General features: G+C 70.5%; 20 protein-coding genes and 1 riboswitch. Of the genes, 8 read left to right on the top strand and 12 right to left on the bottom strand.

Translation table 11 applies throughout. The features are described from left to right. Positions 1 to 250: 250 nt before the first annotated feature. A riboswitch (cobalamin riboswitch) is annotated at positions 251 to 456 on the top strand. A gap of 154 nt (positions 457 to 610) precedes the next feature. Both metE and AC3EO7_RS32700 read left to right on the top strand, forming a co-directional pair. After that, positions 611 to 2,878, top strand: a complete 2,268-nt coding sequence (gene metE / locus AC3EO7_RS32705; protein WP_435593304.1) for a 5-methyltetrahydropteroyltriglutamate--homocysteine S-methyltransferase — start codon at positions 611 to 613, stop codon at positions 2,876 to 2,878. 506 nt (positions 2,879 to 3,384) lie between these two features. Next, positions 3,385 to 4,140 carry a type 1 glutamine amidotransferase domain-containing protein gene (locus tag AC3EO7_RS32700; protein ID WP_431972684.1) on the top strand — a complete coding sequence of 252 codons (756 nt, stop codon included), beginning with the start codon at positions 3,385 to 3,387 and terminating at the stop codon, positions 4,138 to 4,140. A 172-nt stretch (positions 4,141 to 4,312) separates the two neighbouring features. On the opposite strand, the gene AC3EO7_RS32695 is transcribed toward AC3EO7_RS32700, so the two are convergent. The 4 genes from AC3EO7_RS32695 to prpD form a co-directional block, all read right to left on the bottom strand. Continuing rightward, the gene (locus tag AC3EO7_RS32695) at positions 4,313 to 4,696 is read right to left on the bottom strand and encodes a nuclear transport factor 2 family protein (protein ID WP_431972683.1); all 384 of its coding nucleotides are present in this window, start codon (positions 4,694 to 4,696) and stop codon (positions 4,313 to 4,315) included. A 193-nt stretch (positions 4,697 to 4,889) separates the two neighbouring features. Next, complete coding sequence (locus tag AC3EO7_RS32690) at positions 4,890 to 6,029, bottom strand: bifunctional 2-methylcitrate synthase/citrate synthase (RefSeq protein WP_435593303.1); 1,140 nt, start codon at positions 6,027 to 6,029, stop codon at positions 4,890 to 4,892. 3 nt (positions 6,030 to 6,032) lie between these two features. Next, positions 6,033 to 6,956, bottom strand: a complete 924-nt coding sequence (gene prpB, locus AC3EO7_RS32685) for a methylisocitrate lyase (protein ID WP_435593302.1) — start codon at positions 6,954 to 6,956, stop codon at positions 6,033 to 6,035. Further along, on the bottom strand, positions 6,956 to 8,479 hold the full coding sequence (gene prpD, locus AC3EO7_RS32680; protein WP_431972680.1) for a 2-methylcitrate dehydratase PrpD: 1,524 nt from the start codon (positions 8,477 to 8,479) through the stop codon (positions 6,956 to 6,958). Before prpD ends, prpB begins: the two co-directional genes overlap by 1 nt. A 163-nt stretch (positions 8,480 to 8,642) precedes the next feature. On the opposite strand from prpD, the gene AC3EO7_RS32675 reads away from it, so the two are divergent. Continuing rightward, entirely contained in the window at positions 8,643 to 10,064 is a 1,422-nt protein-coding gene (locus tag AC3EO7_RS32675) for a short-chain fatty acyl-CoA regulator family protein (protein ID WP_431972679.1), read from the top strand. Between the two features lie 3 nt (positions 10,065 to 10,067). Here the strand turns inward: AC3EO7_RS32675 and sigJ are convergent, their stop codons facing one another. Continuing rightward, complete coding sequence (sigJ, locus tag AC3EO7_RS32670; protein ID WP_431972678.1) at positions 10,068 to 10,982, bottom strand: RNA polymerase sigma factor SigJ; 915 nt, start codon at positions 10,980 to 10,982, stop codon at positions 10,068 to 10,070. 194 nt (positions 10,983 to 11,176) lie between these two features. On the opposite strand from sigJ, the gene AC3EO7_RS32665 reads away from it, so the two are divergent. Continuing rightward, positions 11,177 to 12,667: an MFS transporter gene (locus tag AC3EO7_RS32665; protein ID WP_435593301.1), complete on the top strand. Its 1,491-nt coding sequence runs from the start codon at positions 11,177 to 11,179 to the stop codon at positions 12,665 to 12,667. Positions 12,668 to 12,717: 50 nt separating this feature from the next. On the opposite strand, the gene recG is transcribed toward AC3EO7_RS32665, so the two are convergent. Further along, the gene (gene recG, locus AC3EO7_RS32660) at positions 12,718 to 14,994 is read right to left on the bottom strand and encodes an ATP-dependent DNA helicase RecG (RefSeq protein ID WP_435593300.1); all 2,277 of its coding nucleotides are present in this window, start codon (positions 14,992 to 14,994) and stop codon (positions 12,718 to 12,720) included. A gap of 93 nt (positions 14,995 to 15,087) precedes the next feature. Then, positions 15,088 to 16,698 (bottom strand): DAK2 domain-containing protein, encoded by a 1,611-nt coding sequence (locus tag AC3EO7_RS32655; protein ID WP_435593307.1) that lies wholly within the window; start codon positions 16,696 to 16,698, stop codon positions 15,088 to 15,090. 330 nt (positions 16,699 to 17,028) lie between these two features. Between AC3EO7_RS32655 and rpmB the strand changes: the two genes are divergently transcribed. The 3 genes from rpmB to AC3EO7_RS32640 all read left to right on the top strand — a co-directional run bounded on the left by rpmB (position 17,029) and on the right by AC3EO7_RS32640 (position 18,693). Continuing rightward, positions 17,029 to 17,220: a 50S ribosomal protein L28 gene (gene rpmB / locus AC3EO7_RS32650; protein ID WP_039799620.1), complete on the top strand. Its 192-nt coding sequence runs from the start codon at positions 17,029 to 17,031 to the stop codon at positions 17,218 to 17,220. A gap of 113 nt (positions 17,221 to 17,333) precedes the next feature. Continuing rightward, positions 17,334 to 17,849 carry a GNAT family N-acetyltransferase gene (locus AC3EO7_RS32645; protein WP_435593299.1) on the top strand — a complete coding sequence of 172 codons (516 nt, stop codon included), beginning with the start codon at positions 17,334 to 17,336 and terminating at the stop codon, positions 17,847 to 17,849. A 55-nt stretch (positions 17,850 to 17,904) separates the two neighbouring features. Next, on the top strand, positions 17,905 to 18,693 hold the full coding sequence (locus tag AC3EO7_RS32640; protein WP_431972457.1) for an enoyl-CoA hydratase/isomerase family protein: 789 nt from the start codon (positions 17,905 to 17,907) through the stop codon (positions 18,691 to 18,693). A 1-nt stretch (position 18,694) separates the two neighbouring features. Here the strand turns inward: AC3EO7_RS32640 and AC3EO7_RS32635 are convergent, their stop codons facing one another. The 4 genes from AC3EO7_RS32635 to AC3EO7_RS32620 form a co-directional block, all read right to left on the bottom strand. Next, positions 18,695 to 19,576 (bottom strand): alpha/beta fold hydrolase, encoded by an 882-nt coding sequence (locus AC3EO7_RS32635; RefSeq protein WP_435593298.1) that lies wholly within the window; start codon positions 19,574 to 19,576, stop codon positions 18,695 to 18,697. Between the two features lie 58 nt (positions 19,577 to 19,634). Continuing rightward, on the bottom strand, positions 19,635 to 19,898 hold the full coding sequence (locus AC3EO7_RS32630) for a hypothetical protein (protein ID WP_431972459.1): 264 nt from the start codon (positions 19,896 to 19,898) through the stop codon (positions 19,635 to 19,637). 77 nt (positions 19,899 to 19,975) lie between these two features. Beyond that, a complete protein-coding gene (locus AC3EO7_RS32625; protein ID WP_431972460.1) occupies positions 19,976 to 20,659 on the bottom strand; it encodes a uracil-DNA glycosylase in 684 nt (227 codons plus the stop codon). A gap of 11 nt (positions 20,660 to 20,670) precedes the next feature. Next, the gene (locus AC3EO7_RS32620; RefSeq protein ID WP_435593306.1) at positions 20,671 to 21,666 is read right to left on the bottom strand and encodes a thiamine-phosphate kinase; all 996 of its coding nucleotides are present in this window, start codon (positions 21,664 to 21,666) and stop codon (positions 20,671 to 20,673) included. A gap of 473 nt (positions 21,667 to 22,139) precedes the next feature. Here AC3EO7_RS32620 and AC3EO7_RS32615 point away from each other — a divergent pair, with 473 nt between their 5' ends. After that, positions 22,140 to 22,655, top strand: coding sequence for a DUF3515 domain-containing protein (locus tag AC3EO7_RS32615; protein WP_431972492.1), 516 nt, complete (start codon positions 22,140 to 22,142; stop codon positions 22,653 to 22,655). 24 nt (positions 22,656 to 22,679) lie between these two features. Here the strand turns inward: AC3EO7_RS32615 and AC3EO7_RS32610 are convergent, their stop codons facing one another. Next, entirely contained in the window at positions 22,680 to 23,771 is a 1,092-nt protein-coding gene (locus tag AC3EO7_RS32610) for a D-alanine--D-alanine ligase family protein (RefSeq protein ID WP_435593297.1), read from the bottom strand. Positions 23,772 to 23,842 lie beyond the last annotated feature (71 nt).

Raw genomic sequence — 23,842 nt, 5'->3', positions numbered from 1 at the left:
AACCAAGGTACCCGGCCCCGGATACAGCACCGACAGGGAAGTCCCCTTCGCAGCAATCTTCACAACGAGACCTAGCAGGCTTGCGAAGTTGCGTTCATCCCTGCGTCACATCTCACCGCCGCCGTGCCCCGTCGGTGCGCGGCGGGCCGGGGGGTGCGTCCGGAATACCCCGGCTCCCGTTTATGCTGGACAACGCAGCTGGTTCTCCAGTGCGCCCGACGAGATGGAGCCCCGACGTCGCGCGCCGGAGTCGAAACCCGTTCCCGGTCCCCCGGGCGGCGGGCGAGAGGGAACCCGGTGGGAATCCGGGACTGTCCCGCAGCGGTATGCAGGAACGAACACCGTCATCACGCACTGGGCCAAGACCTGGGAAGCGGCGGCAAGTAGGTCGGCGGGAGCGTAGCTCCGCAGCCGGTGCCCGCGAGTCCGAAGACCTGCCAGCCGTGCCGGATACGCCGTATCCGGCGGCCACCGCCTCGTGGATTGGGCGCGCGGACCACCAGTGCTGATCTTCCCGGGCTCCGTCTCCACTCGGCTGCCCGCGACGTCGGCCGGTCGCCGCGTGCTCGCATGGCGATGGCTCACGACCTGAAAAGCACTGGAGCACACCGTGACTGTTTCTCAGCACACACCCTTCACCGCAACCGTTCTCGGGCTACCGCGCGTGGGACCGCGCAGGGAATTGAAGCGCGCCACCGAGGCGTACTGGGCCGGGCGCATCGACGCCGAGCAGCTGCGCGCCGTCGCCCGCGACCTGCGACGCGCCCAGTTCGCCGAACTGCGGGCGGCCGGGCTCGACTCGATCCCGGTCGGCACCTTCTCCTACTACGACCAGGTGCTCGACACCGCCGTGCTGCTCGGCGCGCTGCCCGCCCGGGTGGCGGGGATCGTCGATCCGCTCGACCGGTACTTCGCGGCGGCCCGCGGCACCGACACCGTGGAACCGCTGGAGATGACCAAGTGGTTCGACACCAACTACCACTACCTCGTTCCCGAGATCGGCGCCGAGACGACGTTCGCGCTGCACCCGGACAAGCTGCTCGACGAGCTGCGCGAAGCGCAGGAGCTCGGCGTGCCTGCGCGTCCGGTAGTGGTCGGGCCGATCACCTTCCTGAAGCTGGCCAAGAGCACCGGCGGCGCGGCGCTCGACCGGCTCGGCGAGCTGGTGCCGCTCTACCGCGACCTGCTGCGGCAGCTGGCCGCCGCGGGTGCGGCATGGGTGCAGATCGACGAGCCGGTGCTGGTCACCGATCTCACCGGTGCCGAGATCGAGCTGGTGCGGCGCACCTACGCCGAGCTGGCCGAGGCGAGCGAGCGGCCCGCGATCCTGGTCGCCACCTACTTCGGCGCTCCGGGGACTGCACTGCCCGCGCTCGCGGCGACCGCCGTCGAGGGCATCGCGCTCGACTTCACCGCCGCGTGGGATCTGTCCGCGGTGGCCGCGCTGCCGTCGCTGGCAGGCAAGCTGCTGGTGGCGGGCGTGGTCGACGGACGCAATGTGTGGCGCACCGACCTGGATCGCGCCCTGTCCACCCTCGGCACGCTGCTGGGCAGCGCGGCGTCGGTGGCGGTGTCGAGTTCCTGCTCGTTGCTGCACGTGCCGTACTCGCTCGGCCCGGAGACCGGCCTGGACGAGCGGCTGCGCTCCTGGCTGGCCTTCGGCGCGGAGAAGGTGACCGAAGTGCGCCTGCTGGCAACGGCTTTGGCGGAGGGCACCGAGGCCATCGCGGACGAGCTCGCCGCCGCGCGGGCCGCCGCGGCGACGCGCAAGGCCGACCCTCGGCTCTCCGACGCGCAGGTGCGGGCCAGGCTGGACGCGCTCGGTCCGGACGCCACCCGGCGCGCGCCCGCCGACGAACGTCGCGCGCTCCAGGCGCAGCGGCTCGATCTGCCCGCACTGCCCACCACCACGATCGGCTCCTACCCGCAGACCTCCGAGATCCGGCTGGCCAGGGCGGCGCTGCGCAAGGGCGAGATCGATCAGACCGAGTACGTGCGTCGGATGCGCGCCGAGATCGCCGATGTCGTCGCGCTCCAGGAGAAGCTGGGCCTGGACGTGCTCGTGCACGGCGAGCCCGAGCGCAACGACATGGTGCAGTACTTCGCCGAGCAGCTCGACGGTTTCGCCGCCACCGACAACGGCTGGGTGCAGTCCTACGGCACCCGCTGCGTGCGGCCGCCGATCCTGTTCGGCGACGTCACCCGCCGCGCGCCGATGACCGTGGACTGGATCACCTACGCCCAGTCGCTGACCGACAAGCCGGTCAAGGGCATGCTGACCGGACCGGTCACCATCCTCGCCTGGTCGTTCGTGCGCGACGACCAGCCGCCGGCCGACTCGGCGCGCCAGGTGGCGCTGGCGATCCGGGACGAGACGGTCGATCTCCAGTCCGCGGGCATTCGCATCGTCCAGGTCGACGAACCCGCGCTGCGCGAGCTGCTCCCGTTGCGCGCCGCCGATCAGGCCGCGTACCTGGACTGGTCGGTGGGCTCGTTCCGGCTGGCGACCTCGGGCGTCTCCGATGCCACGCAGATCCACACCCACCTGTGCTATTCGGAGTTCGGTGAGGTGATCGACGCGATCGCGGGGCTGGACGCCGACGTCACCTCCATCGAGGCGGCTCGCTCGCACATGGAGGTGCTCGACGACCTCAATGCCGCGGGCTTCGACCTGGGCGTGGGTCCGGGGGTCTACGACATCCACTCCCCGCGGGTGCCGAGCGTCGAGGAAATCACCACTTCGCTGCGCGCGGCACTGAAAGCCGTTCCCGCCGAGCGGCTCTGGGTGAATCCGGACTGCGGGCTGAAGACCCGCGGCCCGGTCGAGGTGGAGGCCTCGCTGCGCAACATGGTGGCCGCCGCCAAGGCGGTGCGCTAGCACGAAGGCCGGGCCGCGCTTCCCGCGCGGCCCGGCCGCTGCGCACCGAATCTCACCCGCCCTCCGGCGGACTCAACCTCCCCTGCCCCGGCTGACACCGATCACCCCTCCGCCAGAGGCGATCTCACTCCCCCTCCGCCGGACGTCCTTGCTGCCGCCGCTTTCTCGGCGTGTAACTCTCGCAAGCCTCCCCCGCCTCCCGCACCGGACGCACCCGCGCCTTGGGACTCACCCCTTGCCGCCACGACGGCACACACCTCGACCGTTCCATGTCACCCCTCCTCACACGTCGACGAAACATTGCTCCCCACTTGCTTTGTTCGACGTGCGCCGCGTCCGTGCGGTTCCCCCGCGGGCGATATCACTTCTCAGCCATGCAGGCCGAACGCACACCGATCGAACTGACCGAGCACGATGCCTACACCTGGACCAGCCTGGCTGAGGAACCTACGGCGCACGCCGAACGCTGCCGGAGTCGGATGAGTGCCGGCTGCGATGATGTGCGTATGCGCGTTCTCATGCCGGTTCCGGACCACGACTTCGACGTTACCGAGGTCGCCGTGCCTTGGCGGATCCTGACCAACGCCGGACACGAGGTCGTATTCACCACCGAGCGAGCGGGTACGGTGCCCGTGGCGGATCCGCGGCTGCTGACCGGAGTCATCTTCGGTCAACTCGGTGCCGAAGCCGAGCCCCGGACCTTCTACCAGCAGCTCACCGGCACACCGGAGTTCACCGCCACGGTCTCCTGGTCGGAGGTCGACGTGGACGACTTCGACGGACTGCTTCTACCCGGCGGACATGCACCCGGCATGCGGCAGTACCTGGGCTCGGAGACACTGCAGCGGCAGGTCGCAAGGTTCTGGACCCTGGGCCGGCCGGTGGGCGCCATCTGCCACGGTGTCCTCGTCCTCGCCCGGTCCGAAGATCCCGCTACCGGCCGTAGCGTGCTCGCCCAGCGCCGCACCACCTGCCTGCCCAAATACATGGAGCGCATCGCGTATTTCAGCACCGCATGGCGACTCGGCCGCTACTACCGCACGTATCCGGCCTACGTCGAGGACGAGGTCCGCGCGGCTCTTGACAATTCGGACACCCAATTCCAGCGCGGCCCACTCGAACTCACCAGACGCGGCACCGCCACCGACGACACCCCCGCCTTCATCGTCGAAGATCGCAACTATCTCTCCGCACGCTGGCCAGGAGACGCCTATCTGTTCGGACGCCGGTATCTTGCACTACTGGAAGGCACCGAGCGCTGAGATCGTCAATGTAGTGACTGCGCATGGGGGAGCATGCCCTGCATATCTGGGCGCCGAGTCCCGCCACTGCCGAGCCGGAAGTCGGCGCCCTCAGCTCGCGGTGTGGCCGGCGGATGGCTTGTGGCGACGGAGCCCGGGCATCGCCGAGGCGGTGCGAGAAGGCGACGCAGTCTCAGCCGGGCACGCCGAAGGCGCGGTCGACGGCCGCCATGTCGAAGTAGTCGCGCCACGCGGTGATGGCGCCGTCGTGCACCTCGAAGACGCCCATGACGGGGAGCGGGGTGTCGCGACCGTTACCGCGCAAGGTGTCGGTGCGTTCGTTCATCACGATGTCGCCGGACGTCACCTGGTGGTGGATGTCGAAATCGATGGCGTCGAAGGAGCTGAGGAATCCGGCGATGAAATCGCGGATGGCGGCGCGGCCGACGATCGGCTCCATCGGAATGTTGTGGTACACGGCGTCTTCGGCGAAGTACGAGCTGATCCGATCGGGGTCGGGATCGAGATCGGACCAGCTCTGGCACATCGCGCGGACGAGTTCGTCCGGACTTGTCATGGCAACGCTCGCTTCCTTGGCGCCGGGCGGGGCATCGGGTCGATCCACCGATTCAACCAAATAGTCGCTTGGTTCAATAGGGGTTCGCCCGACCCCGCCCGGCACTTCGGCTGAGCGAGCGTCCGCGCCGACCCCGACCGCGCGGGCCCACGGCACGCGCGGGCTGTCGGCGGTCGAGGTCCGACCGTGTCGCCTACCGCCGCGCCGCCCCGCCCGCGGCCAGCAGCTCCCGCTGCGCCACCCCCGCGTACTCCGACAGCGGCCGGATGAGCGCGTTGGCCGCCGACTGCTCGGCGATGTGCGCGGTCCAGCCGGTGATACGGCTCAGCACGAAGATGGGGGTGAACATCTCTATGTCGAAGCCCATCAGGTAATACGCGGGCCCGGCCGGAAAATCGAGGTTCGGGCGGATGCCGGTGGCCTCGGCCATGGCGCGTTCCAGCTCGTCGTACATGCGCAACCAGCGCTGCCCGCCGGTCACCGCCGCCACGTCGTCCAGCGCGGCCTTCATGGTGGGCACCCGGGAGTCGCCGTTCTTGTAGACGCGGTGCCCGAAGCCCATCACCTTCTGCTTCGCGGCGAGCTTGCCGCGCAACCAGTCCGCCGCACGCTCCGGCTCGCCGATCTCCAGCATCGCGTGCATCACCGCTTCGTTCGCGCCACCGTGCAACGGGCCCTTGAGCGCGCCGATGGCGGCGGTGACCGCGCTGTAGAGATCGGAGCGAGTGGAGGTGACCACGCGCGCGGCGAAGGTGGAGGCGTTGAAGCCGTGCTCGGCGTACAGGATCAGCGATGCCTCGAAGGCGCGGACGATCCGCTGGTCGGGCACTTCGCCGAAGCACATGGTCAGGAAGTTCTCCGCGAAGCCCAGGTGCGAGTGCGGCGCGATGGGATCGAGGCCGCGGCGGCGGCGCATATCGGCCGCCACCACCGTCGGCAACACGGCGGTGAGCCGTAATGCCCTGGCCAGCAGGTCTTTCGGCGCGGCAATGCCGTCCGGGTCCGTGCCCGGGTCTTCCGCACCCAGGTAGCTGACCACCGTGCGCACGACATCCATCGGGTGACAACTGGCGGGCATCTTCTCGATCAGCGACAGGATCGACCGGTCGACCCGCCGCTGCGCGCGCTCCCGCTGGCACAGCAGCTCGAGCTGCGCGACATCGGGCAGCTCGCCGAACCAGAGCAGGTAGGCGACCTCCTCGAAGCTACAGTGCGCCGCCAGATCCTGGACCGCGTAGCCGCGGTAGGTCAGCGAATTGGTCTCGGGCACGACCTTGGAGACGGTGGTGGTGTCGACCACCACTCCGGCCAGCCCCTTTCTGATCTCGGTCATGGTTCACTCGCTCAGCGTGAAGGTGAATATTCCGGAGTCGAAGTCGTTGTATCGCTCGTAGTCGAGAAGTTCGTAGAGCCGTGCGCGGTGCTGCATCCGGTCGAGCAGACCGGATTGCGTTCCGGTGCCCGCGATCTCGGCCAACCCCTGTTCCACCGCGTGCATAGCGAGCCGCAGCGTGGTCACCGGATAGATGACCGCGTTGTAGCCGAGTTCCTCCAGCGTCCGCGCAGACAGCAGCTCGGACTTGCCGAACTCGGTCATGTTGGCGAGCAGCGGAACGTCAACGGCAGCACGGAACTTCGCGAACTCCGCCGGGTCGGCCAGCGCCTCGGTGAAGATCAGATCCGCGCCCGCGTCGGCGTAGGCCTTGACGCGATCGATCGCCGCGTCCAGTCCCTCGGTGCCGCGCGCGTCGGTCCTGGCGCAGATCACGAAGCCGGGATCGCGGCGCGCCGAGACGGCCGCCCGCAGCCTGCGCACCATGTCGTCCACCGGCACCACGGCCTTGCCGTCGAGATGGCCGCAGCGCTTGGGGTTCACCTGGTCCTCGATGTGGCAGCCCGCCAGTCCCGCGTCCTCGAGCAGGGTCACCGTGCGCGCGGCGTTCATCGGTTCGCCGAAGCCGGTGTCGGCGTCGATCAGCACGGGCAGGTCGGTCACCCTGGCGATCTGCCGACCGCGCTCGACCACCTCGGTGAGCGTGGTCAAACCGATGTCGGGCAGCGCCAATTCGGCCGACACCACCGCGCCGGAGACGTAGACGCCCTCGAATCCGAGCCGCTGGATCAGCGTGGCCACCAGCGGGTTGAACGCGCCGGGCAGGCGCTGGATGCGCCCGGAGGCCAGTCCAGTGCGGAAGGCGGCCCGCTTGGCGGCGGCGGTGGTCGTGGCGGCCATCAGGCCGGAACGGAGTTGGTCGGGCATCAGAAGATCCCCTCACGAACCTCCGGTGCCCGGCCGAGGACCTCGGGCGCCACGGTGAACGTCAGCTGATCGAGTTCTCCCGCACCGAGTTTCGTGGTGCGTTGCGCCGCGTCGAGGAAACGGTCCTGCTCCGCAGGATCTACTACCCCGTCGGCCAGCGTCCGAAACTTCTCGATGTACTGGGCGCGGGCGAACGGCCGCGCACCGAGCGGATGCGCGTCGGCGACAGCCAGCTCGTCGACGAGGGTCTCGCCGCCCTGCAGTGTCACCACCGCGCGTGCGCCGAACGCCTTCTCGTTCGGGTCGGTCGAGTGGTAGCGGCGGGTCCATTCCGGATCCTCGACCGTGGAGATCTTGTGCCACAGCGCGACGGTGTCCGGTCGTTGCGCGCGTTCCGGGGCGTAGGAGCGCTCGTGGTGCCAGCCGCCGTCCTGCAGCGCCACCGCGAAGATATAGGGAACGGAGTGGTCGAGGGTTTCGCGACTGGCGTGCGGGTCGAACTTCTGCGGATCGCCGGAGCCGGTGCCGATCACCACGTGCGTGTGATGGCTGGTGTGCAGCACGATCGACTCGATCCGGTCGAGATCGTCGATGCGCGAACGCATCCGGCGGGCCAGGTCGATCGGGGCCTGGCTCTGGTATTCCGCCGAGTGCTCCTTGGTGTAGCTGTCCAGGATGGCGCGCTTGGCCTCGCCGGGGGCGGGCAGCGGCACGCGGTACTCGACGTCGGTTCCGCCGAGCAGCCACGCGATGACGCCGTCGGCGCCCTCCCAGATCGGTGCGGGCGCGCCCTCGCCGCGCATGGCCCGGTCCACCGCCTCCACCGCCATCTTGCCCGCGAACGCCGGGGCGTAGGCCTTCCAGCTGGAGATCTCGCCCTTGCGTGACTGCCTGGTCGCGGTGGTGGTGTGCAGCGCCTGACCGATCGCCTGGTAGATGGTCTCGGTGTCCAGCCCGAGCAGCGTGCCGATGCCCGCCGCGGCCGACGGCCCCAGATGCGCGACGTGGTCGATCTTGTGCTGGTGCAGGCAGATTCCGCGCACCAGGTCGATCTGGATCTCGTAACCGGTGGCCAGGCCGCGGATCAGCTCGGCGCCGGTGCGCCCGGTGTGCTGGGCGACGGCGAGGATCGGCGGGATGTTGTCGCCGGGGTGCGAGTACTCCGCGGCGAGGAAGGTGTCGTGGAAGTCCAGTTCCCGCACCGCGACCCCGTTGGCCCACGCGGCCCACTCGGGGGAGACCCTGGTCTGCGTGGACAAGCCGAAGACGGTGCCACCCGACCGCCCCTCACGCGGTCGATACGGCTGCGCCGTGGCCTGGGTGCGCGCGCTGGTGACCGGACGCCGCAGCACCGAGGCCGCGGCGACGGCCGCGTTGTCGATGATGCGGTTCACGATCATCTCGGCCACCTCGTCGGTCACCTCGACCGGATCCGCGGCCACCTCCGCGATCCTCGCGGCCAGATGTTCGCCGCGCGGAAACGCCTCGTCGGCGGCGCGAGCGCGTACGATATGGGTCTTCATGCATCCTCCGGTTCCAGACGGCCAGCTCAGCAGGCCCAAGGGCCTCTCTTCGCACGCTACGCAGCGAACTCCGAAGCAAAAACCCCTTGCACATGCCGATTTTTGTGGGCGAGAAGTGCCGAATCTGCGATGTTTGCGAAGACTCAGCGGCTAGGATTCGCCCGTGCGCAAGATGTATGCGGGCGCCCGGTTGCGGCGATTGCGCGAGGAACGGCGGATGACCCAGGCGGCACTGGCGAAATCCCTGGATCTCTCGCCCAGTTATCTCAACCAACTGGAACGCGACCAGCGACCGCTCACCATTCCGGTGCTGTTGAAGCTCAACTCCACCTTCGACCTCGATGTGCAGTTCTTCGCCGCCGACTCCGACGCCAGACTGGTCTCCGATCTGCACGAGGTGCTCGTCGACGCGGCGGGCGGCGACAGCGCCCCGCTGGCCGAGGTCGAGGAGCTGGCCACCAGGCAGCCGGAGGTGGCCCGCCTCCTGGTCGCCATGCACCGGCGATTGCGAGCCGCCACCGACCAATTGGATCTGCTCTCCTCCCGGGTGGCCGCGCCCACCGGCGGGCCCGGCGTCCCGATGCCCTACGAGGACGTCCGCGACTTCTTCTACGACCACCACAATCACATTCCGCACCTCGATCACCTCGCCGAACAGCTCTTCGAAGAGTCCGGACTGACCATCGGCTCGCTGGATCGCCAGCTGGCCAGGATCGCCGAGGAGCGGGCGGGGGTGACCGTGCTGGTGCGCGGCGACGGCGCCGATCCGTCGATCCCGAAGCGCCACTACGACCCCGAGAGCCGGACGCTGACCCTGGCCCGCAGGCTGCGGCCCGGGCAGCGCGCCTTCCAGATCGCGACCACGCTCGGCTTCCTGCTCTTCGGCGCCGAACTGGACGCGGTGCTCAGCGAGACCCCCTCGCTCACCGGGGAATCCCGCGCGCTGGCCCGGATCGGGCTGGCCAACTACTTCGCGGGCGCGCTGATCCTGCCCTACGGCCGGTTCCTGCGCTCGGCCGAGGAACTGCGCTACGACATCGACCTGCTGAGCCTGCGTTTCGAGGTCGGCTTCGAGACCATCTGCCACCGCCTGAGCACCCTGCAGCGGCAGGGCCAGCGCGGCGTGCCGTTCTTCCTGGTCCGCACCGACCGCGCGGGCAACATCTCGAAACGCCAGTCCGCCACGGCCTTCCACTTCTCCCGCGTCGGCGGCAGCTGCCCGCTGTGGGTGGTGCACGAGGCGTTCGCGAATCCCGGCCGCATCCTCACCCAGATCGCCGCCATGCCCGACGGACGGCGCTACCTGTGGATCGCCCGCACCTCGTTCATCGCCCCGCACGGATTCGGTACGGCCACCAAGAATTTCGCCATCGGACTCGGCTGCGACATCGAATACGCCGACCGCCTGGTGTATTCCACCGGCCTGCACCTGGACGACCCGGCCGCCGCGGTGCCGATCGGCGCGGGCTGCAAGGTGTGCGAGCGGCCCGCCTGCCCGCAGCGGGCATTTCCGCAGATCGGCAGCCCGCTCGCGGTCGCCGAGAACACCAGCACCGATCTGCCGTATCCCCGAATGCTGCGCTGAACCTCACCCGCGCAGGTGGCGGAGCTTCTCCGGGTTGCGAATCGCGTAGACGCCGCGCACCTTTCCGGTGTCCGCGTCGATGTCCAGCACCACGACGGCTTGCAGCTCGCCGCCGGAGTACACGATCGCGGACGGATCGCCGTTGGTCCGCCCGACCCGGACGGTCATGTCCGGCACGGAAGCGATCACCATCCGGCTGGTGAGCAGACGCGCGACCTTGTCCGCCCCGTGGATCGGCCGCAGCGCCGCCCGCGCCCGGCCGCCCGCGTCGGACAGGAACGTGACGTCCGGCGCGAGCATCTCCAGCAGGCCCGTCACGTCCCCGCTGAGCTGGGCGGCGAGGAAGCGCTCGGTCACCGCGCGCTGGGTTCGCGGATCGGCCTGGTAGCGCGGGCGCTTCGCCCGCACGTGATCCCGCGCCCGGTGCGCGAGTTGACGGATCGCCGGGGTCTCCCGGCCCAGGATCGCGCCGATCTCGGCGTGCGGATAGCCGAACACCTCGTGCAGCACGAACACCGCGCGTTCCAGCGGGGTCAGCGTCTCCAGGATCACGAGCACGGCCAGCGAGACCGACTCGCCCCGCAGCGCGATCTCGGCGGCATCCGCGCTGTCTCGGATCTCGGGGGTGTCGGCGACCAGCGGCTCGGGCAGCCACGGCCCGACGTAGGTCTCGCGCCTGCGGACGATGCTCTCCCGGCGCGAGAGCGCGGCGTTCACCGCGATCCGCACCAGGTACGCGCGCGGGCTGGTGATCTCGCCGAGATCGGAGCGATGGCGCGACACCCAGGCCAGCCAGGTGTCCTGCAGGACGTCCTCGGTGTCGGTGACGGTGCCGAGCATGTTGTACACGATCGAGAACAGCAGTTCGCGGTGCTCGGCGAAGATTCGCGTCGGCTGTTCGTCCATGGTCTCGATCATCGTTCCTCCTGTGCCGGAAAGCTCGCGCGGCTGTCGTTGTCCGAGAGTGTTTCCGCGCCTCGGATGTGACATCGCGAGCCGCGAGGTGTGATCCGAATCTCGCGGGCGGCCGCCGATGTCACCTCCCTCGGCTCCGCGCGCTCTGGGTTGGTGACCGGACGACAACCGTCCGACCACAGAGAAGGACCAGGCCAGTGCTCGCACCGACCGAAACACCCTCGTATCTGGCGACTCGCCGCGGCAAGCTCACGCTGGCGCTGCTGTGCACAGTCGCGTTCCTCGACTTCGTCGACGGCTCGATCGTCAATGTCGCGCTGCCGACCATCCAGCGCGAACTCGGCATGGACGTGTCGACGCTGCAATGGGTCACCAGCGGCTACCTGCTCACCTACGGCGGACTCATGCTGCTCGGCGGCCGTCTCGCCGACCTGCTCGGACGCCGCCGCGTGCTCATCGCGGGCACGCTGACCATAGCGGTCGCCTCGGCGATCGGCGGGCTGGCCGACGCGAGCGGGCTGCTGATCGGCGCGAGCGGGCTGCTGATCGGCGCGCGCCTCGCGCAGGGCGTCGGCGCGGCGCTGATGCTGCCCGCCGCGCTGTCGATCCTCACCACCAGTTTCCGCGAGGGCCCTGACCGCACCGCCGCGCTCAGCGTGTGGGGCGGGGCCGCGGGCCTGGCGTCGGCGGCGGGCGTCTTCCTCGGCGGCGTGCTGGCGGAGGGCCCCGGCTGGCGCTGGATCTTCTACGTCAACACCCCGGTCTGCCTGCTGGTGCTGGCGGCCGTCCCTGCGCTCGTTCCCAACGATCGTCGCAACGAGATCCGCGGCGGCTTCGACCTGCTCGGCACCGCGCTGGGCACCGGCGGGCTGATGCTGCTCGTCTACGGACTCGTGAAGGCGCCCGAGCACGGGTGGGGCGACGCGACGACGCTCGCGCTGCTCGGCGGCGCGGCCGCGCTGCTGATCGCCTTCGTGGCGAACGAGCGCTACTCGGCGGATCCGCTGATGCCGCTGTCGATCTTCCGCATCCGCGGCCTGGCGGCGGCGAACCTGACCCATCTCACCCTGGCCGCGGGCATGCTCGCGATGTTCTTCTTCGTGACGCTCTACATGCAGTCGGTCCTCGGGTACGGCGAGTTCGAGGCGGGCGTGGCCTATCTGCCGGTGAGCCTTACCATCGGTGCGGCGGCTGGCCTTTCGGCGAAACTGTTCGCCCGGGTCGGCACCCGGCCGGTCATCATCGGCGGCGCCGCGATCACCGGGCTCGGCGTGGTGTGGCTGTCGTTCATCCCGACCGACGGGTCCTACCTGACGAACGTGCTGCCCGGCATGCTCGTCATGTCGGTGGGGGCGGGCGCCGTGTTCGTCGCGAACACCACCGCGGCCAACGCCGGCGTCCCCGCCGAACAGGCCGGACTTGCCGCCGCGCTGCTCAACACGGCCCAGCAGATCGGCGGCGCGCTCGGGATCGCCGTGCTGACCGCGATCGCCACCTCCCGCACCACCGCGCAGCTGGCGGCGGGCGAGCCGCAGCTCGACGCGATGACCGACGGTTTCCAGCGCGCGCTGCTCGTCGGCGGCCTGATCGCGATCTCGGCGGCGGTCATCGGGTTGTGGACCGCGGACTCGCGCGGCGCGAATGCCGCCGACGCGACGGCGGAGCAGCCGAAAGCCGTTGTGGCGTAGCACCATTCGCCGAGGAGCGGATCGCGGCCGCGGTCCGTCCCCGGCGCGCGTCATGATTTGGCCAGATACTCCAGCCGCTCACCGTCGACGGCGGCGTGCATCATGCCCGCCAAGCCGGGGTGCTCGCGCAGACCGGGATCGGCCTCGACCAGCTGCCTGGCCAGATCCTGCGCCGCGGTGATGACTTCCAGGTCGTCGAGCAGGGAGAGCAGCTTGAGCGAGCTGGCGGTGCCGGACTGCGCCGCCCCGAGCACGTCGCCCTCGCGGCGCTGGCGCAGATCGAGCACGGCGAGCTCGAAACCGTCGGTGGTGGCGGCCACGGCTTCGAGCCGGTTCATCGCCGAACCGCCGGGCGCGGCGTCGGTGATCAGCAGGCACAGCCCCGCGTGCTTGCCGCGGCCGATCCGCCCGCGCAGCTGGTGTAGCTGGCTGACGCCGAACCGGTCGGCGTCCACGATCACCATCACCGTCGCGTTCGGCACGTCGACGCCGACCTCGACCACGGTGGTGCAGATCAGCACATCGATCTCCGCGTCGTTGAAGGCGCGCATGACCTGGTCCTTCTCGTCCGAGGGCAGCCTGCCGTGCAACAGGCCGACCCGGACGCCCGCGAGCGGTCCGGCGCGCAGCATGTCGAAGACGTCGACCACGGCCTGGGTGGCCGGGGCCTCTTTCTCCTCCGCCGCCTTGCCGCGGCCGCGCCCCTTGCCGGAGCCGCCGTTCTCCTCGTCGTCGCCGATGCGCGAGCACACCACGTAAGCCTGGCGGCCGACTTTCACCTCTTCGAGGATGCGTTCCCAGGCCCGGTCCACCCAGTTCGGATGCAGCTTGCGCGGAACGACTTTCGACGTGATGGGCGAACGGCCGCGGGGCAGCTCGGTGAGCGTGGAGGTCTCCAGATCGCCGAGCGTGGTCATGGCGATGGTGCGCGGAATCGGGGTCGCGGTCATCACGAGCAGATGCGGGCTGCTTCCAGCTTTCGCCTTGGCGCGCAACGCGTCCCGCTGTTCGACGCCGAAGCGGTGCTGTTCGTCGACCACCACCATGCCCAGGTCGAAGAACTCCACGTTGTCCTGGATCAGCGCGTGCGTGCCGATGACGATGCCCGCCTCGCCGGTGACGGCCTCGAGCAGCGCGGCCTTCTTCGCCGACGCCGACATCGAACCGGTCACCAGCACCACCCGGGTGGACTGTTCGGCGGCGCCGAGCTCGCCCGCCGTGCCGAGTTCGCCGAGCATCCCGCGCAGCGACCGATAGTGCTGAGCGGCGAGAACTTCCGTCGGCGCGAGCAGCGCGCACTGCTGACCTGCGTCGACCACCTGGAGCATGGCGTGCAGCGCGACGATCGTCTTGCCGGAGCCGACCTCACCCTGTAGCAGCCGGTGCATCGGCTGGGTGCGGCCGAGATCGGCGGAGATCTCCGAGATCACCTGCCGCTGACCGGCGGTGAGCTCGAACGGCAGCTGCCGGTCGAAGGCCGCCGCGATGCCGTCGGTGCGCGGCGGGCACGGTCGCGCGGTCCGGCCCGCGACCTCGTGCCGACGCTCGGCGAGCACCAGTTGCAGCGCCAGCGCCTCGTCGAAGCGCAGCCGCTCCTTGGCCCGGTCGATATCGGTCTTGCGTTCCGGCAGATGGATCAACCGCAGCGCGTCGGAGACCGGCATCAGAGCGCGGTCGTCGCGAACGTCCTCCGGCAGCGGATCGTCGATCGGGTCGAGCTGTTCGAGCACCTGGCGCACGCAGGCGAGCAGATCCCAGCTCTGCACCTTCGCGGTGGCCGGATACACCGGGATGAATTCCCGCTCCATGAACGAGACATCCACGCCGCCAGCGCCTTTCGCGCTCTCTGCCAGGCCGCGCAGATCGCCGCCGCCGCGCACCTTGGTGAAAGTGCCGACCGAATCGTCCTCGGTCTCGGGCAGGATCAGGTAGCCGGGATGGCTGAGATTCCAGCTGCCGGGCCGCCAGTAGCTCACGGTGCCCGACATCATCGCCCGAAGTCCCTCTTTGACGACGTACTTCACCTTGTCACCGTTGAAGAACGTGACGTCGACCGGGCGTCCGGAACCGGTGTCCAGCAACACCTTCAGCAGCGAGCCGCGCCGGTTGCGCATCGGCTTCAGCTCGGTCTTGGTGATCCGGCCGATGACGGTGATGTGCGAACCGTCCTCCGGCGCCTCCTCGGTGAGCGGCTGGCCCTGGGTGGCGTAGCGCAGCGGGTAGTGCCGCAGCAGGTCCTCGACGGTGTTCATATCGAAGGCGTCGGCCAGCGAATCCGCGGCCTTCGCGCCAAGGATGTGGTCCAGCCGATCGCTCAGTGTCGCCATGTCTCCGCCCTCGTGCTCATGCCTCCACCTCGCTGACGCTCGGCTCCGCCATGCGCAACGCGCGCTGGCACATGATTCGCTCACTACGTTCGCTCATTCCACCCCGATCTGCGCCAGATCCCCTTGCTGCCCACCGGAATACACCGTGACCTCGACGCCGGGGAAGCTCCGCGCGATGTGCGCGCTCAATTCCTCGGCCAGACCGGCGGGCGCGTCCGCACCCATCAACAGGGTGACCAATTCGCCGCCGAGGCCGAGCATCCGGTCGAGCAGCGTCAGCGCCGCGCCGCGCACGTCGCGGTCGATCACCACCACGTCGTGGCCGACCAGGCCGAGTCCGTCGCCCGGCTCGCAGGTCCCGACCATGGTCAGTGCGCGGTGCGAGGCCGCCCGCAGCGCACCCCATCGGGTGGCCGCGGCCGCCTCCGACATCGCGAACGCGTCGTCCACGGCGATCCGGCCGCGATCGTGCACCGCGAGCGCCGCCAAGCCCTGCACCATGGAACCGCTCGGCAGCAGCAGCACGTCGCGGTGCGCGTCGCGAGCGGCGACACCGACGGCCACCAGTTCGTGCGCGGGCAGCGCGCCGTTGGGCAGCACGAGCACTTCGCGATGCGGCATCTGCCGGATCGCGGTGAGCAGCGCGGCCGAGGTGACCGGATGCGCGCCGAGCACCGCCGCGCCCGCCGCCTCGAACAGCGCCGCGGCGCCCGAGCCCGCGGCGACGGCCAGCACACCGCGATCGGCGGGGCCCGCGTCGCGCGGGCGCGGCGGCTCCAGATGATCGCGGCCGACCGGGGCCGTGATGGCGAAGCTCTCGATCCGGATGTCGCGCAGGGCGCCCGCCGCCAGCCCCGCCTCCACGGCGGCGCCCGCGTCGGCACAGTGCACGTGCGCGGACCAGTTCCCGCTGCCGTCGCCGACCACGACCACGGAATCGCCGAGCTCGGCGAGGCGCTCGCGCAGACGCGTGATGCGCGCCAGGTCGGTGTCGGACAGCTGGTACATCACCTCGAAATGCGGCTCGTCGCCCGCGCTGTCCACGACTTCCGCGGCCTCCGCGACCGCGGCGAATTCACCAGGCAGGTACTCGGGCCTGGTCGGCGTCTCGCCGAGGACGACCGCGACCAGCGCGTCCAGCAGCACCACCAGACCGCGCGCGCCCGCGTCGACCACGCCCGCCGCCCGCAAGACACCGAGCTGGGACGGGGTCTCGCCGAGCGCCTTCGCCGCGCCGTCGGCGGCGGCCACGGCGACCTCGGCGAGCGTGTCCTCGGCGCAGGCCGACGCGCAGTCGGCCGCGCACTCCAGCACGGTGAGGATGGTGCCCTCGACCGGGACGCTCAACGCCTCGCGGACCAGGGCCGCGGCGCGGTGCAAGGCGGCGCGCAGGGTCGTCGCGGTGAGCGGTCCCTCCGTAGTCGCCTCCGCGATGCCGCGCAGCACCTGCGAGAGGATGATGCCGGAATTCCCCCGCGCGCCCGCGGTGGCGCCGCGCGCCAGTGCCGCGGCGACCTGATTCGCGCTCGCCGCGGCCTGCGCGGCGTCGGCCGCCTGCACGGCCGCGCGCATGGTGGCCAGCAGATTGGTCCCGGTGTCGGCGTCGGCGACGGGGAAGACATTGAGCGCGTTGATCTCCGCGCGGCGCTGTTCGAGGTCGTCCAGACAGAGGCGGCTCCAGAGCCTCAGCGCCGCGCCGTCCATCTCTTCCCGCTGCCCCGGCACCGTCACCTCGCTCCCTTCTCGCCCACCGGCGTCACCACCGTTCGCCAGGTTAGCTGGCGATACCGACAGCGGGCGCGTGACACCGAATCGGTATGCTCGACGGGTGTTCGACGGCCGGGACGGCCCGTCCGACCGGGTCCCGGTTTGGCGGATCGGCACGGCATTGGCTACCCTTGCTGGGTTGCTCGTGCGGCCTGAAGCTGGCCTGCGCTGGCCGACGTCAGTCGGCAGGGCACATCACGACATTGTTTCCGGACATGCCGCATCATTGTGCGGCGGTCCCCACATGACATGAAGGAGTTCGCGACTATGGCTGCCGTCTGCGACGTCTGCGCCAAGGGCCCCGGCTTCGGGAAGTCGGTCTCGCACTCGCACCGGCGCACCAACCGTCGCTGGAACCCGAACATCCAGACCGTGCGCGCGCAGGTTGCCCCGGGCAACACCCGCCGCATGAACGTGTGCACCTCCTGCCTGAAGGCGGGCAAGGTCGCTCGCGGCTGATTCGGCCGCCGGTCGATCAGCACCAAGACACACGCCCCGGCGCCCGACAAGGGTGGTCCGGGGCGTCGTCGTCGGTAGGTATTCCAGTACGCCGACCACAGCGGGGACATCGGATGGCCGAGGCGCCCTCGCGAGCATGGCGGATCACGCCGCTCGCCGCCGAACACGTGCACAGCTTGGCCGAATGCCACATCGCCTGCTGGCGTGAGGCCTACCGCGGCCTGGTCCCCGCTCACGTGCTCGACGCCTTCGACGTGGATCGGCGGGCCGAGGCGTGGGACCGCGTCCGCACCGCCCATCCCGACAGCACGCACGTCGCGGTCGTCGGCGACTCCGTCATCGGGTTCGCGAGTTCGGGCCTGTCCCGGGACCGTGCCCCGGTCGCTCCGATCGAACTCAACGCGCTGTACGTGCGCGCCGGCTGGTACGGCACGGGCCTGGCCGACCAACTGCTGGCCGCCGCCGTCGACCCGGATCGGCCGTGCTCGCTATGGGTGTTCGAGGACAATCCGCGCGCCCAGGCCTTCTACCGCAAGCACGGTTTCGCGCTGGAGGGTGCGCGCAAGGTGGAGGACTTCACCGTCGCGATGCAGGTGCGGATGATTCGCCCGGCCCGCGCGACCCGGTAGCCCGAAGCCGGAACGGGCGTCGAGATCCCGCCCGAGCGAACGATAGTGTTCCCTCATGACTTCCACCGCGCAGACCGACTACGTCACGACCGTCGACGACGTCCTCCAGATCACGATCGCCACCGCCGCCAACGGCACCTCGATGGATTTCGCCGGGATCACCGCGGGCACCGCGGCGCTCGCCGACCTCGGCCCCGAGATCGGCGCGGTCGTGCTCGTCGGATCGGGCGCGAACTTCTGCGCGGGCGGCGACGTGCGCGGCTTCGCCGCCGCCGAGGATCGCGCCGCCCACATCCACGGCCTGGCGACCGACCTGCACGCGTTCGTCCGCGCACTGGACGAGACCCGCGTGCCGGTGCTCGCCGCGGTCCAGGGCTGGGCGGCGGGCGCGGGCATGAGCCTGGTCTGCGCCGCGGATATCGCGCTGGGCGGCCCGTCCACCAAGCTGCGCCCCGCCTACCCCGGCATCGGCCTGAGCCCCGACGGCGGCATGTCGTGGACGCTGCCCCGCATCGTCGGCGCGGGACGGGCCAGCGAGATCCTGCTCACCGACGCCGTCCTCGACGCCGAGGAGGGCGTGCGGCTGGGCATCCTCAGCCGCCTCGTCGCGGACGACGAAGTGCGCAGCGCGACACTCGCGCTCGCGCAGGAGCTGGCGCGCGGGCCGCGCTCCACCCATGCCAGCATCAAATCGCTTCTGGCACAGTCGGATTCGACGACGCTGAGCGAACAGCTGGACCTGGAGCGCGATTTCATCGCCACGGCGGCGAACAGCCGCACCGGCCGGGAAGGGGTGGACGCCTTCGTGGCCAAGCGCAAGCCCGACTACCGGAACCCGGCCTGAGCTACGTCAGGTTCTCCACCACGAACTTCGCGACCGCGTCGGTGAAGGCGTCGTTGTCGTCACCGGCCGCGGTGTGCGCCGCGCCGCCGATCTCGACCAGTTCGGCGTGCGGCACCAGCGCCTGGAACGCCGCCGCGCCCTCGGCGCTCACCACATCGGACTGCATGCCGCGCACCAGCAGCACCGGGATGCGCAGCCGCGCGGCGGCCGCCTCCATCTGCTCGGTCATCGCGCTCGGATCCTCGACGCGGTCGCGCAGCATGTCCGGGTCCCAGTGCCAGTACCAGCGGCCGTCGCGCTCGCGCAGATTGCGGCGCAGGCCGTCGGTGTTCTTCGGCCGCGGCCGGTGCGGCAGATACTCCGCGACCGCGTCGGCAGCCTGTTCGAGGGTGTCGAAGCCGTCGCGATGTTTGCTGAGGAAGTCGATCACCCGGGCGACGCCCTCGGGCTCGGGGCGGGTGACGATGTCGACGAGCACCAGCGCGCGGATCGCCGCGCCGCCCGGCCTGGCCGAGGTCAGCAGTCCGGTGATGCCGCCCATGCTGGCGCCGACCACGACCGCACCCCCGCCCGGTGCGGCCGCGGCATCGAGCTGTTCGAGCACGAGCGTCAGATCCGCGACCATCGTCTCGCGCGTGTAGTCGCGGTCCGGCGACCACTGGCTGTCGCCGTGGCCGCGGGCGTCCAGGGTGATCACCCGCATCCCGGCCGCGGCCAGTTTCGCGCCGGTCTGCTTCCACGAGTGCCTGGTCTGTCCGCCGCCGTGCAGAAAGACGACGAGCGGGCCGCCGACCGGGCCGAACTGGTCGGCGGCCAGCTCGATGCCACCCGAACCGCGCAGCCGCAGCCGGGTGGGCTCGAGAAGATTGTTCGCATTACTCACGATCTGAGGATCGCACAGTACGTGCACGGCTCGTCGTGAGCCTCGGTGAACTCGGTGCTCAGCAGTCCAGGCGCATGGCGCTGAAGGTGCGCTGGAACAGGCACGCGACCTTCGCGTTCACCGACGCGGAGATGGTGGAGGAGCCGGTCGAGGTGAACTCCTCGGCCACCGGCGCCGCAGGCGCGGTCTCGCTGGTCTCCACGGCGGGTTCCAGTTTCAGCGGCGCGGCGGTGGCCGCCGACGTGGCGCCCGCGATAGCGGCGGCCATGGCCAGCGTGGCGGTGGTGCCGCGCAGGGCGCCGCGAACGGTGTTGTGCTGCATTGCAGTGCTCCTCGATATCGTGTTCGTGCGGTGATGCGGGTGGTGCTGATTCCCGGCGGGCCGGAAGGCGAGCGGGATCAGGGCAGGCGCCAGTCGACCGGTTCGGCGCCCAGTTCATCGAGCAGTTCGTTGACCCGCGAGAACGGGCGCGAGCCGAAGAACCCGCGGGACGCGGACAGCGGCGAGGGATGCGCGGACTCGATGTAGGGCACCTCGGCCTGGCTCAGCAGCGGCTTCAGCGTCGAGGCGTCGCGACCCCACAGGATCGCCACCAGCGGCTCGTCGCGCGCGACGAGCGCGCGGATGGCCTGCTCGGTGACCGCCTCCCAGCCCTTGCCGCGGTGCGAGGCGGGCTGGCCGGGCGAGACGGTGAGCACGCGGTTGAGCAGCAGCACGCCCTGGTCCGACCACGGGCTCAGATCGCCGCAGGAGGGCGTCGGGTGGCCGAGGTCCTTGTGCAGCTCGGAGAAGATGTTGGCCAGGCTGCGCGGTACGGGCGAAACATCTGGCGCCACAGAGAAACTCAGTCCCATGGCGTGGCCGGGCGTCGGGTACGGATCCTGGCCGACGATCAGCACGCGCACCTTGTCGAACGGCCGCTGGAAAGCGCGTAGCACGTTCTCCCCCGCGGGCAGGTAGCCGCGGCCCGCGGTGTTCTCGGTTCGCAGGAATTCACCCATCTCCGCGATCCGGTCCTCGACCGGCTGCAAGGCCTGTGCCCAGCCCGAATCCATGATTTCCGACAGTGGTTTCGCACCCATGACCGCACAACCTATCGTGGCTCGGGCCCGGACGCCGAGTCCGCCCCACGGAACGATTCCCAGCCGCTGCCGCCCCGGTGCGGCGCACCGTCGACGGTGACCCCCGACCCAGCCGTCACGCGGCCGATCGCACGCCATCCTTCCGGCAGCTCAGCGCCCTCCGGCCAGGTCCCGGCGAAGGCGTGATCCTCGCCCCCGGCCAGAACCCATTGCGCCGCATCGGCATCCAGCCTGCGCGCGAGCGCGTCCAGCGCGGGGTCGCGCAGCGCGGCCGCGTCGAGATCGATCGCGACACCCGAGGCGTCGGCGATATGACCGAGATCGGCGAGCAGTCCGTCGGAGATATCGGTGAGCGAGTGTCCCGCTCGCCACGTCGAACCGAGTACCGCCTCGTAGGGCGGCTGCGGAACCCGGTGGGCGGCAAACGCTTCGGCGAACTCCTCGGCGTCGACGCCCCGCGTGAGCGCGGCCAGTCCCGCGGCCGACCAGCCGAGCCTGCCCGCCACGGCGACCGTGTCCCCCACGCGCGCACCGGCTCTGGTGACCGGCGTGCCGCCGCGCAGATCGCCGAACGCGGTGACCGAGAGGACCAACTCGGGGCTGCGGACCAGATCGCCGCCCGCGATCGAGCCGCCCGCGCGCGTCGCCTCGGCCCACAGGCCGTCGGCCAGTTCGTCGATCACCGCGACGGGAGTCTCGGCGGGGCAGCCGAGCGCCACCACGAAGGCCGTCGGCGCCGCGCCCATGGCGACCACGTCGGCGGCGTTCTGCGCGATCGCCTTGCGGCCGATCTCCCTTGGGCTCGACCAGTCACGCCGGAAGTGGCGTCCCTCGACCAGCATGTCGGTGGTCACCACGAACCGGCCGTCGGGCGCGGCGACCAGCGCCGCGTCGTCACCGGGGCCGAGCAGCACGGCGGGCGCCTGCACCCGGCGGGCGTTGATGCGCTCGATCAACGCGAACTCTCCCAGCTCACGCACCGTCCGCGGCGCCGCGCTCTCGCTGATGACCGGTCCCCTTCCGAGGTAATGCCAGCTGAAATCGGCTCGACGGTACCCTGTCCTGGGCAATCGAGACCACCGAGTCGATGCGCGCGCCCGCCGCGACGCAGGCAGCGCGACCCGCGCCGACCGGCTCCAGCGAGCGCGAAGAGGAAGGACCGGTACGCATGGCGGCGGACTCGTCGGACAGCGACTCGTCGAAGGGCCATGACCCCACCGACGACGACAAGCCGACCGGCCTCGGCAAGGGGGCGGCCGCGGATCGGTCCGCCGACCGGTCGGACACCGTCGAGCAGCCCGAAGCCTCGGACGAGCCGCGTCCCGACGGCTCCGACGCTGCCGGGGACTCGCGCGCCGACGAGGAATCCGAGGCCACCGGCGAGAAGCCCGTCACCGGCGAGGCCGACGAAAGTACCAGCACCACAGGAGATTCCGACGCCGACGACGCGAACGAGGAATCCCGCCCGTACCCGCCCGCCTTGATCGCGACGGCGGTAGCACTGCCGGTGGTTCTGGTGGTCGCCGTCCTGGTCGCCGCCGTGCTGGCCCGCCGCATGCCGGTGGAGCGGGAGCCGCTGGCGCTCGGCCCGGTGCCCGCGCCCGCCGCGGAGGGCGAAGCCTGCACCAAGCTGCTGCCCGCGTTGCCCGCCGAGCTGGGCGAGTTCACCAAGTCGACCCTGGTGGAACCCGCTCCGCCCGCCACCCGCGCCTGGCAGCGCCCGGACGGCGGGAACGCCATCGTGCTGCGCTGCGGGCTGGATCGACCGCTGGAATTCCATCGCGCCTCGCCGTTGCAGATCGTCAACGACGTGCAGTGGTTCGAGGTGCGCGACGACGCGGCCGAGGCGAGCACCTGGTTCGCCGTCGACCGCGGCACCTACATCGCGCTGACGGTGCCCGACGGTTCGGGGCCGACTCCGCTCCAGGAGGTCTCCGACACCATCACGGCGAACCTGCCCGCCACGGAGCTCGATCCGGGCCCGCTGCCGAACTGATCCGCGCGGCAGCCTTCGCAGCGGTCAGCGCAGGCCGGTGCCGCGCACCAGCGCGGTGTCGATCAAGGTCGAGATCAGGACGTTGTAGTCGATCCCGGTCGCCTCCCACATGCGGGGATACATGGAGATCGCGGTGAAGCCGGGCATGGTGTTGATCTCGTTGATCACCGGCCCCTGCTCGGTGACGAAGAAGTCCACGCGGGCCAGCCCCTGGCAGTCGAGGGCGCGGAAGGCGCGCACCGCCAGCTCCCTGATCTGCTCGGCCACCTCGTCGTCGAGCTTCGCTGGCACGTCGAACTCGCAGACGTCGTCGAGGTATTTGGTGTCGAAGTCGTAGAACTCGGGAGCGTCGTTGTCGGGCATCCTGATCTCGGCGATCACGCTGGCCTCCACCCGGCCGTCCGGGAATTCCAGCACGCCGCATTCCACCTCGCGACCGACGATGCCCGCCTCCACGATCACCTTCGGATCGTGTGCGCGCGCCGTCGCGATGGCGGTGTCCAGCTCGCTCCAGTCGTCCACCTTCGTGATGCCGAGCGAGGAACCGGCGCGGGCGGGTTTGACGAACACCGGAAGCCCGAGCCGTTCCCGCTCGGCCGCCGACAGCGTCGCGACGCCGGGTCGCAGCACCACCTGCGTGCCGATCGGCAGGCCATCGGCCGCGAGCAGCTTCTTGGTGAATTCCTTGTCCATGCCAGCGGCGCTGGCCAGCACGCCGGGTCCCACGTACGGGACGCCCGCGAGCTCGAGCATGCCCTGCAAGGTGCCGTCCTCGCCGAACGGGCCGTGCAGGATCGGGAACACCACGTCGACCGAGCCGAGCGCGGCGCCCGGGTCGTCCAGCGCCACCAGCGACCCCGAACGCTGCGGGTCGGGGGTCAGCGTCAGTGCGGTGCCGGAGGCGTCGACGGAGGGCAGCGCGTCGTCCTTGCGGCGCAGCGCGGCGACGTCGGCGCCGCCGAGCACCCAGCCGCCCTCGGTGGTGATGCCGATCGGGACGGCCTCGTACTTCTCCGGATCCAGGTTCCGCAGCACGCTGCCGGCCGACAGACACGAGACGGCGTGCTCATTGCTGCGCCCGCCGAACACCACAGCCACCCTGATCCGGTTCGTCATGCTCCGAACCGTACCCGCCCGCGGCGGCGCGGCGATCGCGGACCGGGCCGGTGGGCGGCGGTCATAGCGAC

The sequence above is a fragment of the Nocardia sp. bgisy118 genome (assembly GCF_057708605.1).
Note: the sequence above shows the minus strand (reverse complement) of the source record. Positions and strands in the feature narration are given on the sequence as shown.

What these genes read in the sequence shown, in the direction of transcription:
- AC3EO7_RS32700 (WP_431972684.1), top strand. Translation starts at nt 3,385, where the DNA reads ATGCGCGTTCTCATGCCGGTTCCGGACCACGACTTCGACGTTACCGAG.
- AC3EO7_RS32695 (WP_431972683.1), bottom strand. Translation starts at nt 4,696, where the DNA reads ATGACAAGTCCGGACGAACTCGTCCGCGCGATGTGCCAGAGCTGGTCC.
- AC3EO7_RS32690 (WP_435593303.1), bottom strand. Translation starts at nt 6,029, where the DNA reads ATGACCGAGATCAGAAAGGGGCTGGCCGGAGTGGTGGTCGACACCACC.
- prpB (WP_435593302.1), bottom strand. Translation starts at nt 6,956, where the DNA reads ATGCCCGACCAACTCCGTTCCGGCCTGATGGCCGCCACGACCACCGCC.
- prpD (WP_431972680.1), bottom strand. Translation starts at nt 8,479, where the DNA reads ATGAAGACCCATATCGTACGCGCTCGCGCCGCCGACGAGGCGTTTCCG.
- sigJ (WP_431972678.1), bottom strand. Translation starts at nt 10,982, where the DNA reads ATGATCGAGACCATGGACGAACAGCCGACGCGAATCTTCGCCGAGCAC.
- recG (WP_435593300.1), bottom strand. Translation starts at nt 14,994, where the DNA reads ATGGCGACACTGAGCGATCGGCTGGACCACATCCTTGGCGCGAAGGCC.
- AC3EO7_RS32655 (WP_435593307.1), bottom strand. Translation starts at nt 16,698, where the DNA reads ATGGACGGCGCGGCGCTGAGGCTCTGGAGCCGCCTCTGTCTGGACGAC.
- rpmB (WP_039799620.1), top strand. Translation starts at nt 17,029, where the DNA reads ATGGCTGCCGTCTGCGACGTCTGCGCCAAGGGCCCCGGCTTCGGGAAG.
- AC3EO7_RS32645 (WP_435593299.1), top strand. Translation starts at nt 17,334, where the DNA reads ATGGCCGAGGCGCCCTCGCGAGCATGGCGGATCACGCCGCTCGCCGCC.
- AC3EO7_RS32640 (WP_431972457.1), top strand. Translation starts at nt 17,905, where the DNA reads ATGACTTCCACCGCGCAGACCGACTACGTCACGACCGTCGACGACGTC.
- AC3EO7_RS32630 (WP_431972459.1), bottom strand. Translation starts at nt 19,898, where the DNA reads ATGCAGCACAACACCGTTCGCGGCGCCCTGCGCGGCACCACCGCCACG.
- AC3EO7_RS32625 (WP_431972460.1), bottom strand. Translation starts at nt 20,659, where the DNA reads ATGGGTGCGAAACCACTGTCGGAAATCATGGATTCGGGCTGGGCACAG.
- AC3EO7_RS32610 (WP_435593297.1), bottom strand. Translation starts at nt 23,771, where the DNA reads ATGACGAACCGGATCAGGGTGGCTGTGGTGTTCGGCGGGCGCAGCAAT.